Raw genomic sequence first — 13,386 nt, 5'->3', positions numbered from 1 at the left:
GGACTCGTGTCAGGGGGCGCGGCGATCGATACCACCGTTCGATAGCGGCGAGTGATCCGCTCGCGACGGCGGTCACCGCCGACGGCCGGTCACACTCCGACGCGCTTTTGAGCGCGCTCGGAGTACCACAATCAGATTCAGATGCGCGTCGTGGTCCCGTTCGCCGCCGAGACGCCGAAGACTCGCCTCGAGTCCGTGCTCTCTCCGGGCGAGCGCTCGCGGTTCGCCCGCGCGATGCTCGCCGATGTACTGCGTGCGATCGTCGCAGCGGGCCACGAGCCGACGGTCGTCTCGACCGCCCCGCTCGCGGTCGACGACCTCGAGCTTCCGGGCGAGGTCACTGCGGCCACCTCGGTCACAGTTGACGAGCGGCCACTGACCGAGGCGGTCAACGCGCGGCTGCCCGGCAGCGACGGCGGGAACGAGGGAGACGGCGTGGACAGTGGTTCCGATTCCGATCCCAACCGCGACCCCGTCGCCATCGTCATGGCGGACCTCGCGCTGGCGACTCCCGACGCGCTCGAGACGCTGCTGACGACGTCGGCCGACGTCGCGATCGCACCGGGGCGGGGCGGCGGGACGAACGCGCTCGTCGTCCGCCACCCCGCGTTCCGCGTGGACTACCACGGGACCTCCTATCTCGACCACCGCGAGATCGCCCGCGAGGTCGAGGCCGACCTCGAGACGGTCGACTCGTTCCGGCTGGGGACCGACATCGACGAGCCGGCGGACCTGGTCGAAGTACTCGTCCATGGGCGCGAGAGCCACCGTGCGCCCGCCCGCCTCCGCGAGTTCGGGTTCGTCCTCGACGATCGGGACGGGCGGGTCGACGTCGCTCGCGAGGACGATCGTCCGCCGGAGTGATGTCTTCTTGTCATGAATATCACCGCGAAGTGAAGCCCTTATGTGCCGAGCGACGACACTGAGAGGTAATGTTTCCCGGGGCGAGCGAGTACGGCGTCGATATCGCGGTCGACGATGCGGCCGTCGAAGACCTCCTGCAGGTCAGTCCGAGCGACGTCGAGGCACCGTCGGCGCTGACGTTTTCGCGGAACGTGTTCGTTCCGCTCACGACGGCCTGTCGCTACACGTGTACCTACTGTACCTACTTCGACCCGCCGGGCCAGGCCTCCCTGCTCTCGCTCGAGGAGATCCGCGAGATCTGTCAGCGCGGGGCCGACGCGGGCTGTACGGAGGCGCTGTTCACGTTCGGCGACGACCCCGACGAGCGCTACACCGAGATTCACGCCCAACTCGCAGAGTGGGGCCACGACTCGATCCACAGCTACCTGCGCGAGGCCTGTGAAGTGGCACTCGAGGAGGGGCTGCTCCCCCACGCGAACCCGGGCGACCAGACCCGCGAGCAGCTGGCGACCGTCGCGGACGTCAACGCCAGCATGGGCGTGATGCTCGAGACGACCGCCGAGGTCGGAGCCCACGCCGGGCCGCGGCGCAAGGTGCCGGGCCAGCGGCTGCGCACCCTCAAAAACGCGGGCGGACTCGACGTCGCCTTCACGACCGGGATTCTCGTCGGGATCGGCGAGAACTGGCGCGACCGCGCGGAGAGCCTGCTGGCCATCCGCGAACTCCACGAGCGCTACGATCACATCCAGGAGGTGATCGTCCAGCCCGTCGTGGACAACGAACGCTGGTCGGACGGCTCGCCCGATCTCGCGACGATGCGGCAGGTGACGGCGATGGCTCGCGTCGCCCTACCCGAGGAGGTCTCGGTGCAGGTGCCGCCGAACCTCGCCCCCGCGAAGGAACTGATCGATTGCGGCGTCGACGATCTGGGGGGCGTCTCGCCGGTCACCGACGACCACATCAACCCCGACTACACGTGGCCCGCGCTCAGGGAACTCGAGGAGATCGCCGCGTCGGCGGCCCTCCCGCTCGGGGAACGGCTCCCGGTCTACGAGCGGTTCCTGCCGCCGGCCCTGCGAACGGACGGGTTCGACGGGCGGGTCGCCGACGGTGCAGGGAGCGGCGGGTCGGACGGAAATCGCGACTGGATCTCGCCGACGATCCGGGACGCGCTCGCGGCCGACGATTCGGCGGGCGAGCGCTATCGCGCAGTGCTTCGGGACGAGACGGCGACGGCCTCGAACTGAGCGCGGCTACCGGTACGCTACCGGACGAATGTCGATCGGACTGCTCCGGAGAGCCGACACTACCAGTAGTTTGTACTATAGTTTCGGTATTCAGAGTTGGCCACGGAATTCACGATACGTACAGGACAAGCAGTTACCGAGGCAGCTATTGATTTATCCGAAGGATGCCAAAAGTTGCCTGCTGAATATAGAGAATGGATGCAGTAAACCGACTCTATTTATCCCAACCAACTGTGCTGAAGTAACTGGTTAATAGAGATATTGTGGTCGGACGCTGAAGTCAGAGGAGGTCTACGATAGTATGGGGCCTATTCTCGTCGATCCGATCGAATTGTGCCGTACTGACTGCAAAAATTTTATCATGTTGACGTTTGCACCTCGAAGGTATGTACCGCCGTGCCCTCCTCACACTCGTCGGCGGGAGTCTCACCGCCGTAGCAGGGTGTAGCGATGTCGCCGACGAGCAGACAACCAGTCCACAGTCGAACGACATACCTGATGACACCCCTACCGGGGTCCCGTCGGAAGATCCCCGCATCGATGTCGACCTAACGACGGCACAGTACCGCGTCCACGTCGACGAGGTGAGCCACCCGACAGGAATTAATCAAGGGATTAATCAAAGAAACATCCTCTCTGCTGAGGATCGGCATCCGGACTTCGAGACGGCGATACGGGAAGCTCGAGACGACGGCGAGTTCCAGACAGTGGATCCCTCCGAGGGGCTGCTACAGTCGATCGACGAGTTCCGGCGGTTCGGGATCGGCTATCGGTACCTCCCGTATGTCGAACTCGATGGCCAGGAGTACAAGTTCGCTGCCGCGGTTCCGGAGTACGTCTACCGATTAGACAGAAACCATTCCGACGCTGGCGATCCCGACGACATCGATGTCGACCCCGACCGCATCGCCCACTTTGAGGACGATGTTGACTCCGAACTCGTCGAGGCGTTTGTCGACACGCTCGCCGCCCTGACGCCGGGCTCGCCACGTGACTCGTATCGTAGATCGATCGTTCCCGAGGAGGTTGCGTCTTTCGTCGAGACATACGATTACCTCGAGACGCCACAGATAGTTGCTCCCATCGAGGCCGACGTTGAGGACCCCGGCGTCCCGTACACGATCAGGGTCGAGGAACTCACTGAGAGGGATCTGAGGGGGCAGGAAATCCTCGATATTGACGAGTTCGATCCCGAACTTCGCTCATTTCTCGGGACTGCGATTGCCTCGCCACATCGTGCTGAGACCATCTCGACCGACCAGCGGGAGTATCGGACGGATGAGATTCCCGACCTGTACTGGGAATACGTCACCTCCTCTCGCAGGGACGTCATGGATCCGTACGTCCGGCACGAGGGCGAGGTGTACGAGGTCCGCGTCGAGGAACCCGACCGCGATCACCCCATCAACCTCACAGTTACTCCGGTCTCCGACGTAGAGCGTCCGACTTTCGAGATCACGATCTCGCCCGACGAGACCGTCGAGGAGGACGACGAGGTAATATTGCAAAGCCACGGACTTCTCCCGAGTGTACTGTGGGTCGGCGATGGGGACGAACGTCATCTCCCGAGTGTACTGTGGGCCGGCGATGGGGACGAACGTCACCGACTGGAGACGCCTGTCGATGACCGCATCGAGTGGCAGGAGGTGGATCAGGACGAGGCTGACAGAAAAGATGCCGAATATGCTACCCCTGACCGAGTGATCGTCAACCGCCAGCGTGACACCCTGGTTGCGGGCCAGTCTATCACTCGAGCGTACACGTTACCTGAGTCTGTATCCGATGGGACCTACCGTGGGTGGGCATCGCTCGAGGTAGGGCTGAACGGCCCTCATTATGATATGACGGCACATCCATTCGGCGTCACGCTGGAGATAGACACCGAGTGAGTTGAAGCTTACTGACTACATTCTCTGTACTGTCTGATCACTCCCCTTCACAAATTGACTCATAGTCTGTGCCACATTCGCGCTCTGTATTCAGCACGAGAGTCTGAATGCCTCTCAGTCCTGATAAAAACCCTGTTCAATAAGCACACGCAGCTATCGAATCGCCCGACCCGTTTTCAAGTGGAATCCCGATAGAGAAATCGTGCTACTATCTACTGGTAGGTGAGTCCCCGACGACCCATCCTGCACGTCGCTGCGGCGCTCAGTTGTAGAATCGCATGACTGCGAAAAGAATCACCGGTGGGATCATGATGATGCCGATGGACACGATTGCGGCGAGCGAAGTGAATGCCGCCACGACCGGGAGAACGGATACGAGCAGTAGTCAAACCAGTAGCACGATAATGATGTTGAGACGAAATATTACTTCTTTTTCTGTCCTTGTACCAAATTCTGATTTTTGATATAAAAATACTCGGGTGCGACCGAGTCGGTTACTCGCGCTCGAGGCGACCCGGTGCGACGGCACAGCCACAGGGGGAGGCGGTCGCCTCGAGCGGCCCGCTTACGGTCACGACCCAGACGGAGCGACCGCAGGTGGGGCAGTCGGGGAGCGACGATTCGACCGCCTCGAACGATTCGTCGTCGGTCATCGCGACCCTCCGGGACGGCGCGACCGCCGAGGGCAGTGCGAACGGTCCCGGGAATCGGGCGCTGTCGCTGGTCGTTGGAGTTGATTCCACCGTCGTTCGGGACGTTTATATCCCGGTAGAATGTACGCGTTCATGGCTTTCGAAGCCTTCCGGCTTGGAAGCCAGGTCTCGGGTGGCTCTAGCACCCGGGACATTTCGATGCGTGCCCCATTGTGTGTGCGCTCGGAGACCGGCTTCCGCTTGAATGTTCGTACGGCATGACTTATAACTACTGGATAGTACTATGAGAATTATCCGATGCGGCTCGAATAGAGGTGGTTTCTTCGCTGGAATTCTCGAATGAAGCGGTTCGGTCGAGAGTGAGACTGACAGCGACGGGCGTCTTGCTCATGCTGGCAAGAGGGAGTCGCCACGCCCTCCCCAGCCGATTCACTCGTTCCCGCTGGTCACTCGTTCATCCCTCGCGCGAGGTCGTGTCGCGGTTCGTCTCTCGAGGCGCTCCGCCCGTCGCACCTCGCACTCACCGCGACACAGCACGCGCCACCGCACGGTAGAGGGCAGGGGCTGTGGAAGAGCCGACGACTCGATCCGTCTCGAGGTTACGGCGAAAAGTACGCCTCGTGAACCGCCAGCCCCTCGTCCTCGAGCACCGGACCCTCGACGGTCGTCGATCCGCCGGCCCGGTCGACGACCTCCTCGCAGGGAATTTCGATCACGCCGTCGTCCCGCAGTTCCGCCAGCGAGTCGACGGGGACGCTGTAGACGACCCGACCGAGCCCCGCGTAGACGATCGCGCTCGCGCACATAGGACATGGCTCAGTGCTGGTGTACATCGTACACGCTGCGCGATCGCTCGGCTCGAGTTCGCTCGCGGCCCACCGGGCCAGTTTGAACTCCGGATGCGCCGAGATGTCGTCGTCGGTGAGCGTGGTGTTCTCTGCCGTCCGGACGATATCGTCGTCGAGGACGAGTAAGGAACCGAAGGGGGTGTTGCCGCCCTCGACCGCCGATTCGGCGAGTTCGATCGCGCGTCGAACGTGAGATTCGTCGGTCGCCATACCGGCCGCTTCCGTCGCCGCAACCGAAACGCTTCCCCTCGCTCGAGCGGCGGCGGCGGTCGCCGATCGCGCTCGCCCGGCCTGCTGACTACGAACAGGAGAAGCCGCCGTCGACGACCAGCGCGTGTCCGGTGACCCAGTCCGCTTCGTCGCTGGCCAGGAACAGCATCGCGTTGGCGATGTCCTCGGGCTCCCCGAGTCGCTTGAGCGGATAGTACCGCGCCAGGTCCTCCTTGGCCTGTTGCCACTCCTCTTCGGTCCGGTTCTCTCGAGGCATCGCCGTGTCCGTGACGCCCGGACAGACCGCGTTCGCCCGGACGCCGGCTGGGCCGACCTCCGCCGCGACGGTCCGCGTGAAGTTGACGACCGCGCCCTTCGACAGCGAGTACGCGCCGAGTTCCGGCGCGCCGATGACGCCGGCCAGCGACGCGGTGTTGACGATCGCACCCGATCCCTGCTCCTTGAAATGCGGAATCACGGCGTGGCAGCCGTTCCAGACGCCCTTGACGTTCACGTCGATGACCCGATCGCGCTCGCCCTCGTCGATCTCCTCGATCTTCGAGCGCTGGTGGCTGACCCCCGCATTGTTGAGCATGATATCGAGGCCGAACTCCGAGACCGCCTCGTCGACGGCCGCGTGGACCGCGTCAGCGTCGCGGACGTCCAACTCGAGAGCAGTCCCCGCCTGACCCGCGCTCTCGACGCGATCGATCGTCTCCTCGGCTCCCTCGAGGTCGATGTCGGCCGCGACGATCGTCGCGCCCTCCTCGGCGAACAGTTCGGCCGCTTCCCGGCCGAGTCCGGATCCTGCACCCGTGATAAACGCTGTCTTGCCTTCGAGTCGCATACTCATGCCTTCTCGAGTAACCACATAAATTATCGGACCGACGCGTCAGGACGACGATTCAGGAACGATCGACGCCATCGGTTCGCTCCGGCGGTATTGACAATAATAAAACAGATATACGACCACGGTTTTGTCGTTTCCACCTTCAGCGTCAGGCGGAACCATCTTCCGGTCATTCACTCGGAGGTAGATAATGATAGTCCGATTTCAAATAGAAGTCGGTGAAGATCACGAACATCCATCATTCTACGTTTCGTTTCCGTAGCGAAACGCTCGAGCGGGCTTTCATGACCGTTGTAACGAACGACGGAAGCGGGACGGTCTCGGCGGACGATTTCGAAAGACGAACCTTATCAGTCGCTATATCGGCGATTCATCCCCCGATTATCGGTCATCGATCTACTAATCATTGATGAAGGAATCTGTGATACCGCTAAGAAGAGCGAGTAACGTACCTGACTACGGCAATTTCACTACCGCGAACGTCCGACTATCACGTTCTCGAAGGGAAGCGTCCGGAACGTTCGGAGCCGTTTTTGCGAGTTCGGGGCCCCGTTTCACTTGGATCGTCATGAGAGAGAATCCAAGCCGACGGACGGTATTGAAAAGTGCAGTAGCAACAGGTGCGGTAGCGACAGGTATCGGTGCAATCGGCGGACAGGCAGCCGCACAGCAGGACGCAGATATTACCGTAGACGCGAGTGACCTCCAGATCACCCCTCAGCGAGGACAACAGCGAGCCGCTGGCCTGATCAACGTCCAAGTTCAGAATCTGGCGATTCAAGACGTTCTCGAGGTGACCATTGCCGGTATTGCAGTCAACATCCAGAACGTTAACATTCTGTCTGATAACGTAGTTAACATCAATGTTTCTGACGCAGTTGACATCGAAGGAAACCAAGTGCAAGTAGCTGTTACCGTCCTCGGAGAAACGGTACAAGGGGCGGAACAGACTGTTACTGGGACCGACACGATAGACGTTCAACAGACTGGTCAAACAGGCAACTGACCAGCGGTCTCGACTTGGCGGAGCTTCCCACCGGAAGTAAATTTCTAAGAGAGGAATACTTCCGGTGCCAATTCTCTCATCTATATTAGTTACCTGTAATCGTTGAGTATGACTCGTCATCCCTCGTAACACTGTGAGAGGGACTGTCCATACGCAGTGAACTGCTGCTCAAGCAGCGTCGTCAACAAATACGCGGCTGATCGCGCCGCGTCGTACGGCGGCGCGACCTCCATCGGGTCGGCAGTATCGTTGGCGGAGAGTTCCCCCGAGGATTTCGACGACGGCCAGCGCCTGTGAGACCGAGAGGCCACTGGGTTCCGGCATGCCGAGAACGACTGGGGATCGAACGAGTCGATGTCGAAGGTGACGGAACCGATATCGGTCCTGGCCGCGGCGTCTGCGATGACGTCGCGCACGATGGGACAATTCTCGACAGTGCGCGCGGTGTACTGTTGTATAGAGAACACCACACACTATTATGCTGCTCAACTGCCGGGTACCCCGTATGCACGTCGATCTGACTCACCCGATCGAGACTGGGATGCAGACGTATCCCGACGACCCCGCGGTCACCGTCCGGCGACATGCGACGCACGAGGACCACGGCGTCCGCGTCGACGCCCTCGAGTGTGGGAGCCACACCGGCACTCACGTCGATGCGCCCGCACACGTCGACCAGGACGGGAAGACCCTCGACGCCTATCCCCCGGAGCGGTTCGTCTTCGACGCCGTCCGGGTCGACTGCCGCGATCTCGGAGCCCGCGAGCCGATTCCCGCCGCTCGAGTGCCCGACGTCGACGCCGACCTCGCGGCGTTCCGGACCGGTTGGGACGCTCACTGGGGGACCGACCGATACCTCGAGCATCCCTATCTCTCGCCGGCGGCGGCCGAGGCCTGCGTCGAACGGGGGTTCGACGTGGCCGTCGACGCGCTCAATCCAGACCCGACGCCGACGGACGACGCCGGCGAGGACGAGCCCGAGGGGTTCCAGGCGCACCACGCGCTGTTGGGGGACGATCTGCTGATCCTCGAGAACCTGACGAACCTCGGGGCGGTCGAGGAGCGGTTCGAACTCCGGGCGTACCCGATCGCGCTCGCGAGCGACGGCGCACCGGTGCGAGCCGTCGGCGTCGAGCGGACGGACGAGTGACGCCAACCTTGTGTGAGCCGTGGGTTCGATTCGGTTCAAAACGAGTGACCCGAAAGCGTCGGCCGGGAGCGCCGCTCGGATAGCGAGCGACGCCCGACCGAGAACGGGCTACCGACCGCGTCTGCCGTTCGTTTCCGGCCCGGACAGGAGCCACTTGAGCAGGGTCGCTTCGCCGCGACGGAGAATCGTGCTCGCCGTTCCCTTATCGATCCCGACCGTCTCGGCGACTTCCGCGAGCGTACACTCCCGCGGGACTTCGTAATAGCCCTCCCGTATCGCGATTTCGAGGAGTTCACGCTGGCGATCGGTCACCAGGGTGTCGGCGTCCGTAGTGCTCACCAGCGACTGCAGTTCGTACGCCGCGTCCGACGCCTCGAGCGTCGCCTGGAGTCGGTCGAGTTCGTCGCGCGTCCCGGTCAGGTCGAATTCGAACCAGCCATCTCGAGCGGTGACTGGGAACTCGACGGGGAGCGACGACCGTTCGACGAAATCGTAGAGGCCGGTATCGGTCGTCTCGTACTTGCCGAGCGCGCGTCCGTCGGCCAACTCGAGCAGTTCGAACCGGGTGGTCGCAGGATGAGAACGCAACGCGTCGACGCTCGCGTCCGGGTTCTCCGCCCTGATCTCACCGAGTTCGATCGCGCGGTCGCCGGTTCGGTATCCCGTCAGGAGCGTAAACGTCGCGTCGGGGAACGTCTGTGAGAGCTCTCTCACCCAGATGCCCTCCGGGAGGCGGATCCGAAACTGTGCGCGAATCATGGCCCGGTACCGGTGAGAGCCGAGAGCCGTCGGACGCTGGACTCGCGCCGGTCTCCGCCGTTCGGATAGCGGCCGATCGGGTCTGACGCCAACATGTTGGGGTAATCGGCACGGACGATCCCCGCGATCATTAACGTGATGTCGGAACAGCATCGCAGCGCCGACGGAGTGATCGAGAGGAGAGTGACCGCCGACCGCGACGAGGCGTTCGTCGTCTTCCAGATCGGACTCCGTATCAACGCGTTCTGGAAGGTTCACCGCTGGCTCCCGTTGTTGCTCGTCGCACCGCGGATGGTTCGAGAACTGGTCGCCGATTCGGAGTCGGGACTGCTCGAGAGTCGAACGGTGGTCGGTCCGGGACTCCGCCATATCGGGTTCGTCCAGTACTGGGAGTCGTTCGACGCCCTGCGAGAGTACGCCCGTGACGGCGACCGATTACACGCTCCCGCCTGGCGAGACTACTACCAGAGTGGAACCGGATCGGACGCTGCCGTCGGTATCTGGCACGAAACGTATCTCGTGCGGGCCGGCGAGTACGAGACCGTGTACAACAACATGCCGCCGCACGGACTCGCGGCGTGCGACGGGACTGAGATCGTGCCAGCAGCCGACCAGCGGGAGACGGCCGCCGGCCGGCTGGGTCACACGGACGAAGAACCGGATTCCACCGGCGACGTGAGCGAGGCGAACTGACCGCGGAGCTCGGTCTCGTTACGCTTCGAGCGAGTTACGCGCTGGATCGACGGCTATCGTCCGTTGCTGATCGACGCGGCTCGCCGATCAGTCGTCGGCGAGAACGCGTTCCTCGCGCTCCGCTCGAGTCAGGAGCGGCGTGCCGTCGGCCTTCGGCCCGAGCCGGGGAGCGAAGGGCGGTTCGTCGGGATCGATGACGCGGCGCTTCTCGTAGTCGGTCGAGCGCTCGACGGGGACCCGCCCGATCGAGGCGATCATCTCGACGTAGTCCTCGAACGAGCGGAACTCGCCGTGCTCGCCGCCGGCACGGGTCGTGATCTCCTCGGAGAGGATCGTCCCCATGTAGTCGTCGGCCCCGCAGTTGAGCATCTTCAGTCCCTGCTCGTCGCCGTACTTGACCCACGAGGACTGGATGTGGTCGATGTTGTCGAGGAACAGCCTCGAGACGGCGATCATCAGTTCGTCCTCGTCGATGCTCGGGCCGCTCGAGACGACGTCGTGTTCGAACAGCGGCGTGTTCTGGTGGATAAAGGAGAGGGGGACGAATTCCGTGATGTTGCCGGTTCGATCCTGCAAGTCCCGAATCCGCTTCAGGTGCATCGCGCGATGGGCCTCGTTCTCGACGTGGCCGTACATGATCGTCGCCGTCATCCCGAGACCGGCGTTCGCGGCGGCCTCCATGGCCTCGAGCCAACCGTCGGTACTGATCTTGCCGGGGCAGATGACCTCGCGGACCTCCTCGACGAGGATCTCCGCCGCAGTGCCGGGAACGGTATCGAGCCCCGCCTCCTGCAGCCGTCGGTAGACCTCCTCGTAGGACCAGTCGGTGCCCCGCCGGGCGTGGTAGGCTTCTTCGGGCGTCATCGAGTGGACGTGAACGCCGTCGACGCTCATCGCCGAAATCTGGTCGGTGTACGTGCCGGGGCTGGTCTCGTAGACCGCCGGCGGCTTGTAGTTGACGTCCTTTGGGTTCGGGTGGTCGTCGAGGATCTCGCGGTGCTCCGCGTCGAGGGCGAACGCGGGGTGGAGACCGGAGACCGAGGTGACCTCGTAGATGCCCCGATCGACGGCGTCGGCGACGATCTCGCGGGATTCGGCGGGCGTCTTCGTGAAGCCGGCCGTCTCGATCTCCGTCTCGCTCTCGAAGGTGTGGGCGGCGTCCTTGAAGTTACAGAAGAGACAGCCCACGTTACAGGCCGTCGTGACGTTGTTGTTCAGGTTCGCGATGAAGGTGACCTCCTCGCCGACCTGCTCGGCGCGGCGGCGGTCGGCCGCCTCGAGCACGCGCTCCTTGCGTTTCCGGTCGATCCCCTCGCTGTCCGTTCCCGTGGTGAATAACTCGATCGCGTCGTCGACCGTGAGTCGGTCGCCGTCGCGTGCCTTTGCCAGTGCGTTCTCGAAGGACTGGTCGGTCTCGGGAACGTGATCGAACGTGAGGTCGGCCTCGGTCACCGGTCGCTCCATCGACGTAACGATACCCGTACAGCGAGAAAAGCATGGTGGATGCGGTATCGCGGGGACGACGCAGCCGTCGCTCGAGGCGCGCCGCCGGCTCACCATCGAGCGGACCCACCGAACTGTCCGGGACCGGTCTCGAGGCGAGACGACGCTCACGCCGATTCCGCGGTCGGCCACTGGCGGACGTCCGATTCGACGAGCGCGAGCAGCAGTCGGCGGCGCTCGCGCAGGTCCGCCACGGACGCGTCGAACGACTCGTCGGAAACGGTCGGCACGTCCCCATCGCGCAGCGGCTCGAGCGACGGGGCCGGCGGGGACCGATCGGCGGGGTCGATGAACGCGTCGTCGAGCGTTCCGAGATAGCTGCGGACGCTCGCCCGCGCGTTTCTGACGATCGTGTCGCTGGGCCGGTCCCCCTCGGGAACGCCGAAGCGCAACAGCGTGAGCGTCTCGTCGAGGAGGGCGACGCTCGTCACCGGCGCTCGGTCGGTCTGCCCGCTGTGGAAGTAGTGGAGAATCGGGTACGCCTTGTGGTTCGCCGTGAGCGTGTTCAGCTGCGACGTGAGCTCGTTCAGGGACAGCGCCAGCCCGTCGAACTCCTCGCCGTTCCAACTGGTTCGGAGGATCCCGTCGCTTCGGGTCCCGAGGCCGCTCACGCTGCTCGCGAACGACCGCTTTTGCGTGACGGCGTCGAGAACGGAGAGGACGTAGGTGACGCTCAGGGTGACGAAGAGCATCCCGCTGGCCGTCGCGAGCGTCGTCGCGATCTGCCACGGTCCCTCGCGCGGAACGAGGTCGCCGATTCCCAGGGTGAATATCGTGTAGCCGGTGTAGTAAATCCGGTCCGACCAGGAGATCGGACTCCCGTTGACCGTATCGACGAGGGGATATTCGGCGCTCGCGAAGAGAAGCGTCCAACCGGTCCAGAGGAGGACGAGCCAGGTGACGAGGCCGACGACGAGGATCGATGGCCCCGAGAGAGTGAGCAGGCGAGAGCCCGGATCGCCGACCCGCCGGAACCCGCTCCACGTCGCCGCCATCAGCCACGAGGTGAGCGGCCCGGCACCCCCCTCGACCCAGAGCGTCGTCCACAGGAGATCCGCGACGACGGCGGCGAGCAGGAGTATCCCGAGACCGAACGGGATCGGATTCATCGCATCGCCACCTCGAGACCGAACGAGTCGCCGATCCGTCGCGGTCGTCGGCCCGCGGACGAGCGGCGGTCGGACGCGGCGTCCCGGGCCGAAATCGGTATCTGCACGCAATCGCGTTCGGTCTCGAGGCGGAAAATACTCCGACCGGATGCTCCCTGCCGTCGAACCACCGCTTCGGTCGCGGTCCGCCCGTCCGTCGAACGCAGGTCTCGGAATTATCGGTGTGGACCGCGAACGCTCACGCATGAGCTCACGGACGCCGGACGAGTGCGTGGATCTCGCCCTCGACGAGGGGGCCGACGAGGAGAAGCGAGCGGACGCGATTCACGAACTGAAAACGGCGAACGAGTGCGACGAACTCGCCGCGCTCGTCCGCGAGAACGGTATCGACGAGCGGTATCGCCGGCAGGCCCTCGAGGCGTTAGCGACGCCCCAGTGTGATTCGACGCTGCGCGAACTCGTCGAGGAGGAGCCGCTCGAGGGATCGCTCGGCGAGGAGGCCGAGGAACTGCTGGCGACCGTCGAGGACGACTGAGCGCGGCGGAGCCGTCCGAACGCGGCGAGGGACGTCCTCGACGGTCGCGAACCGTCCGCCCGATATTGAA

Annotated in this window: 14 protein-coding genes; 7 read left to right on the top strand and 7 right to left on the bottom strand. The window is 63.6% G+C overall.

Going from position 1 to position 13,386, the window contains the following annotated elements:
* The first annotated feature begins 141 nt into the window (after positions 1–141).
* The 3 genes from cofC to LDH66_RS11845 all read left to right on the top strand — a co-directional run bounded on the left by cofC (position 142) and on the right by LDH66_RS11845 (position 4,000).
* Entirely contained in the window at positions 142–864 is a 723-nt protein-coding gene (gene cofC, locus LDH66_RS11855) for a 2-phospho-L-lactate guanylyltransferase (RefSeq protein ID WP_226481282.1), read from the top strand.
* Between the two features lie 68 nt (positions 865–932).
* Positions 933–2,111, top strand: coding sequence for a 7,8-didemethyl-8-hydroxy-5-deazariboflavin synthase subunit CofG (cofG, locus tag LDH66_RS11850; RefSeq protein ID WP_226481281.1), 1,179 nt, complete (start codon positions 933–935; stop codon positions 2,109–2,111).
* Positions 2,112–2,497: 386 nt separating this feature from the next.
* Positions 2,498–4,000: a hypothetical protein gene (locus tag LDH66_RS11845; protein WP_226481280.1), complete on the top strand. Its 1,503-nt coding sequence runs from the start codon at positions 2,498–2,500 to the stop codon at positions 3,998–4,000.
* A 494-nt stretch (positions 4,001–4,494) separates the two neighbouring features.
* On the opposite strand, the gene LDH66_RS11840 is transcribed toward LDH66_RS11845, so the two are convergent.
* From LDH66_RS11840 to LDH66_RS11830, 3 genes are all read right to left on the bottom strand, one after another.
* On the bottom strand, positions 4,495–4,743 hold the full coding sequence (locus LDH66_RS11840; RefSeq protein WP_226482027.1) for a hypothetical protein: 249 nt from the start codon (positions 4,741–4,743) through the stop codon (positions 4,495–4,497).
* A gap of 509 nt (positions 4,744–5,252) precedes the next feature.
* Positions 5,253–5,711, bottom strand: a complete 459-nt coding sequence (locus LDH66_RS11835; protein ID WP_226481279.1) for a nucleoside deaminase — start codon at positions 5,709–5,711, stop codon at positions 5,253–5,255.
* Positions 5,712–5,799: 88 nt separating this feature from the next.
* Positions 5,800–6,558, bottom strand: coding sequence for an SDR family NAD(P)-dependent oxidoreductase (locus LDH66_RS11830; protein ID WP_226482009.1), 759 nt, complete (start codon positions 6,556–6,558; stop codon positions 5,800–5,802).
* A gap of 571 nt (positions 6,559–7,129) precedes the next feature.
* Here LDH66_RS11830 and LDH66_RS11825 point away from each other — a divergent pair.
* Complete coding sequence (locus tag LDH66_RS11825) at positions 7,130–7,567, top strand: hypothetical protein (RefSeq protein ID WP_226481278.1); 438 nt, start codon at positions 7,130–7,132, stop codon at positions 7,565–7,567.
* Between the two features lie 116 nt (positions 7,568–7,683).
* Here LDH66_RS11825 and LDH66_RS11820 read toward each other — a convergent pair whose 3' ends face one another.
* Entirely contained in the window at positions 7,684–7,983 is a 300-nt protein-coding gene (locus tag LDH66_RS11820) for a hypothetical protein (protein ID WP_226481277.1), read from the bottom strand.
* An 89-nt stretch (positions 7,984–8,072) separates the two neighbouring features.
* On the opposite strand from LDH66_RS11820, the gene LDH66_RS11815 reads away from it, so the two are divergent.
* The gene (locus LDH66_RS11815; RefSeq protein WP_226481276.1) at positions 8,073–8,717 is read left to right on the top strand and encodes a cyclase family protein; all 645 of its coding nucleotides are present in this window, start codon (positions 8,073–8,075) and stop codon (positions 8,715–8,717) included.
* Between the two features lie 108 nt (positions 8,718–8,825).
* Here LDH66_RS11815 and LDH66_RS11810 read toward each other — a convergent pair whose 3' ends face one another.
* The gene (locus LDH66_RS11810) at positions 8,826–9,476 is read right to left on the bottom strand and encodes a helix-turn-helix domain-containing protein (protein ID WP_226481275.1); all 651 of its coding nucleotides are present in this window, start codon (positions 9,474–9,476) and stop codon (positions 8,826–8,828) included.
* A gap of 183 nt (positions 9,477–9,659) precedes the next feature.
* Between LDH66_RS11810 and LDH66_RS11805 the strand changes: the two genes are divergently transcribed.
* On the top strand, positions 9,660–10,169 hold the full coding sequence (locus tag LDH66_RS11805) for a DUF4188 domain-containing protein (RefSeq protein WP_226481274.1): 510 nt from the start codon (positions 9,660–9,662) through the stop codon (positions 10,167–10,169).
* A gap of 87 nt (positions 10,170–10,256) precedes the next feature.
* Here the strand turns inward: LDH66_RS11805 and cofH are convergent, their stop codons facing one another.
* Together cofH and LDH66_RS11795 are read right to left on the bottom strand one after the other, a co-directional pair.
* Positions 10,257–11,633 carry a 7,8-didemethyl-8-hydroxy-5-deazariboflavin synthase subunit CofH gene (cofH, locus tag LDH66_RS11800; RefSeq protein ID WP_226481273.1) on the bottom strand — a complete coding sequence of 459 codons (1,377 nt, stop codon included), beginning with the start codon at positions 11,631–11,633 and terminating at the stop codon, positions 10,257–10,259.
* 146 nt (positions 11,634–11,779) lie between these two features.
* On the bottom strand, positions 11,780–12,781 hold the full coding sequence (locus tag LDH66_RS11795; RefSeq protein WP_226481272.1) for a potassium channel family protein: 1,002 nt from the start codon (positions 12,779–12,781) through the stop codon (positions 11,780–11,782).
* Between the two features lie 244 nt (positions 12,782–13,025).
* On the opposite strand from LDH66_RS11795, the gene LDH66_RS11790 reads away from it, so the two are divergent.
* On the top strand, positions 13,026–13,316 hold the full coding sequence (locus tag LDH66_RS11790; RefSeq protein ID WP_226481271.1) for a hypothetical protein: 291 nt from the start codon (positions 13,026–13,028) through the stop codon (positions 13,314–13,316).
* Positions 13,317–13,386 lie beyond the last annotated feature (70 nt).

The organism is Natrinema amylolyticum (assembly GCF_020515625.1).
GTDB classification, from domain to species: domain Archaea; phylum Halobacteriota; class Halobacteria; order Halobacteriales; family Natrialbaceae; genus Natrinema; species Natrinema amylolyticum.
The sequence above is the reverse complement of the archived record's forward strand: the minus strand, read 5'-3'. Positions and strand labels throughout refer to the sequence as shown.

Excerpts from the sequence above, each read along its gene's own strand:
- cofC (WP_226481282.1), top strand. The coding sequence starts at position 142 with ATGCGCGTCGTGGTCCCGTTCGCCGCCGAGACGCCGAAGACTCGCCTC.
- cofG (WP_226481281.1), top strand. The coding sequence starts at position 933 with ATGTTTCCCGGGGCGAGCGAGTACGGCGTCGATATCGCGGTCGACGAT.
- LDH66_RS11845 (WP_226481280.1), top strand. The coding sequence starts at position 2,498 with ATGTACCGCCGTGCCCTCCTCACACTCGTCGGCGGGAGTCTCACCGCC.
- LDH66_RS11835 (WP_226481279.1), bottom strand. The coding sequence starts at position 5,711 with ATGGCGACCGACGAATCTCACGTTCGACGCGCGATCGAACTCGCCGAA.
- LDH66_RS11830 (WP_226482009.1), bottom strand. The coding sequence starts at position 6,558 with ATGCGACTCGAAGGCAAGACAGCGTTTATCACGGGTGCAGGATCCGGA.
- LDH66_RS11825 (WP_226481278.1), top strand. The coding sequence starts at position 7,130 with ATGAGAGAGAATCCAAGCCGACGGACGGTATTGAAAAGTGCAGTAGCA.
- LDH66_RS11815 (WP_226481276.1), top strand. The coding sequence starts at position 8,073 with ATGCACGTCGATCTGACTCACCCGATCGAGACTGGGATGCAGACGTAT.
- LDH66_RS11810 (WP_226481275.1), bottom strand. The coding sequence starts at position 9,476 with ATGATTCGCGCACAGTTTCGGATCCGCCTCCCGGAGGGCATCTGGGTG.
- cofH (WP_226481273.1), bottom strand. The coding sequence starts at position 11,633 with ATGGAGCGACCGGTGACCGAGGCCGACCTCACGTTCGATCACGTTCCC.
- LDH66_RS11795 (WP_226481272.1), bottom strand. The coding sequence starts at position 12,781 with ATGAATCCGATCCCGTTCGGTCTCGGGATACTCCTGCTCGCCGCCGTC.
- LDH66_RS11790 (WP_226481271.1), top strand. The coding sequence starts at position 13,026 with ATGAGCTCACGGACGCCGGACGAGTGCGTGGATCTCGCCCTCGACGAG.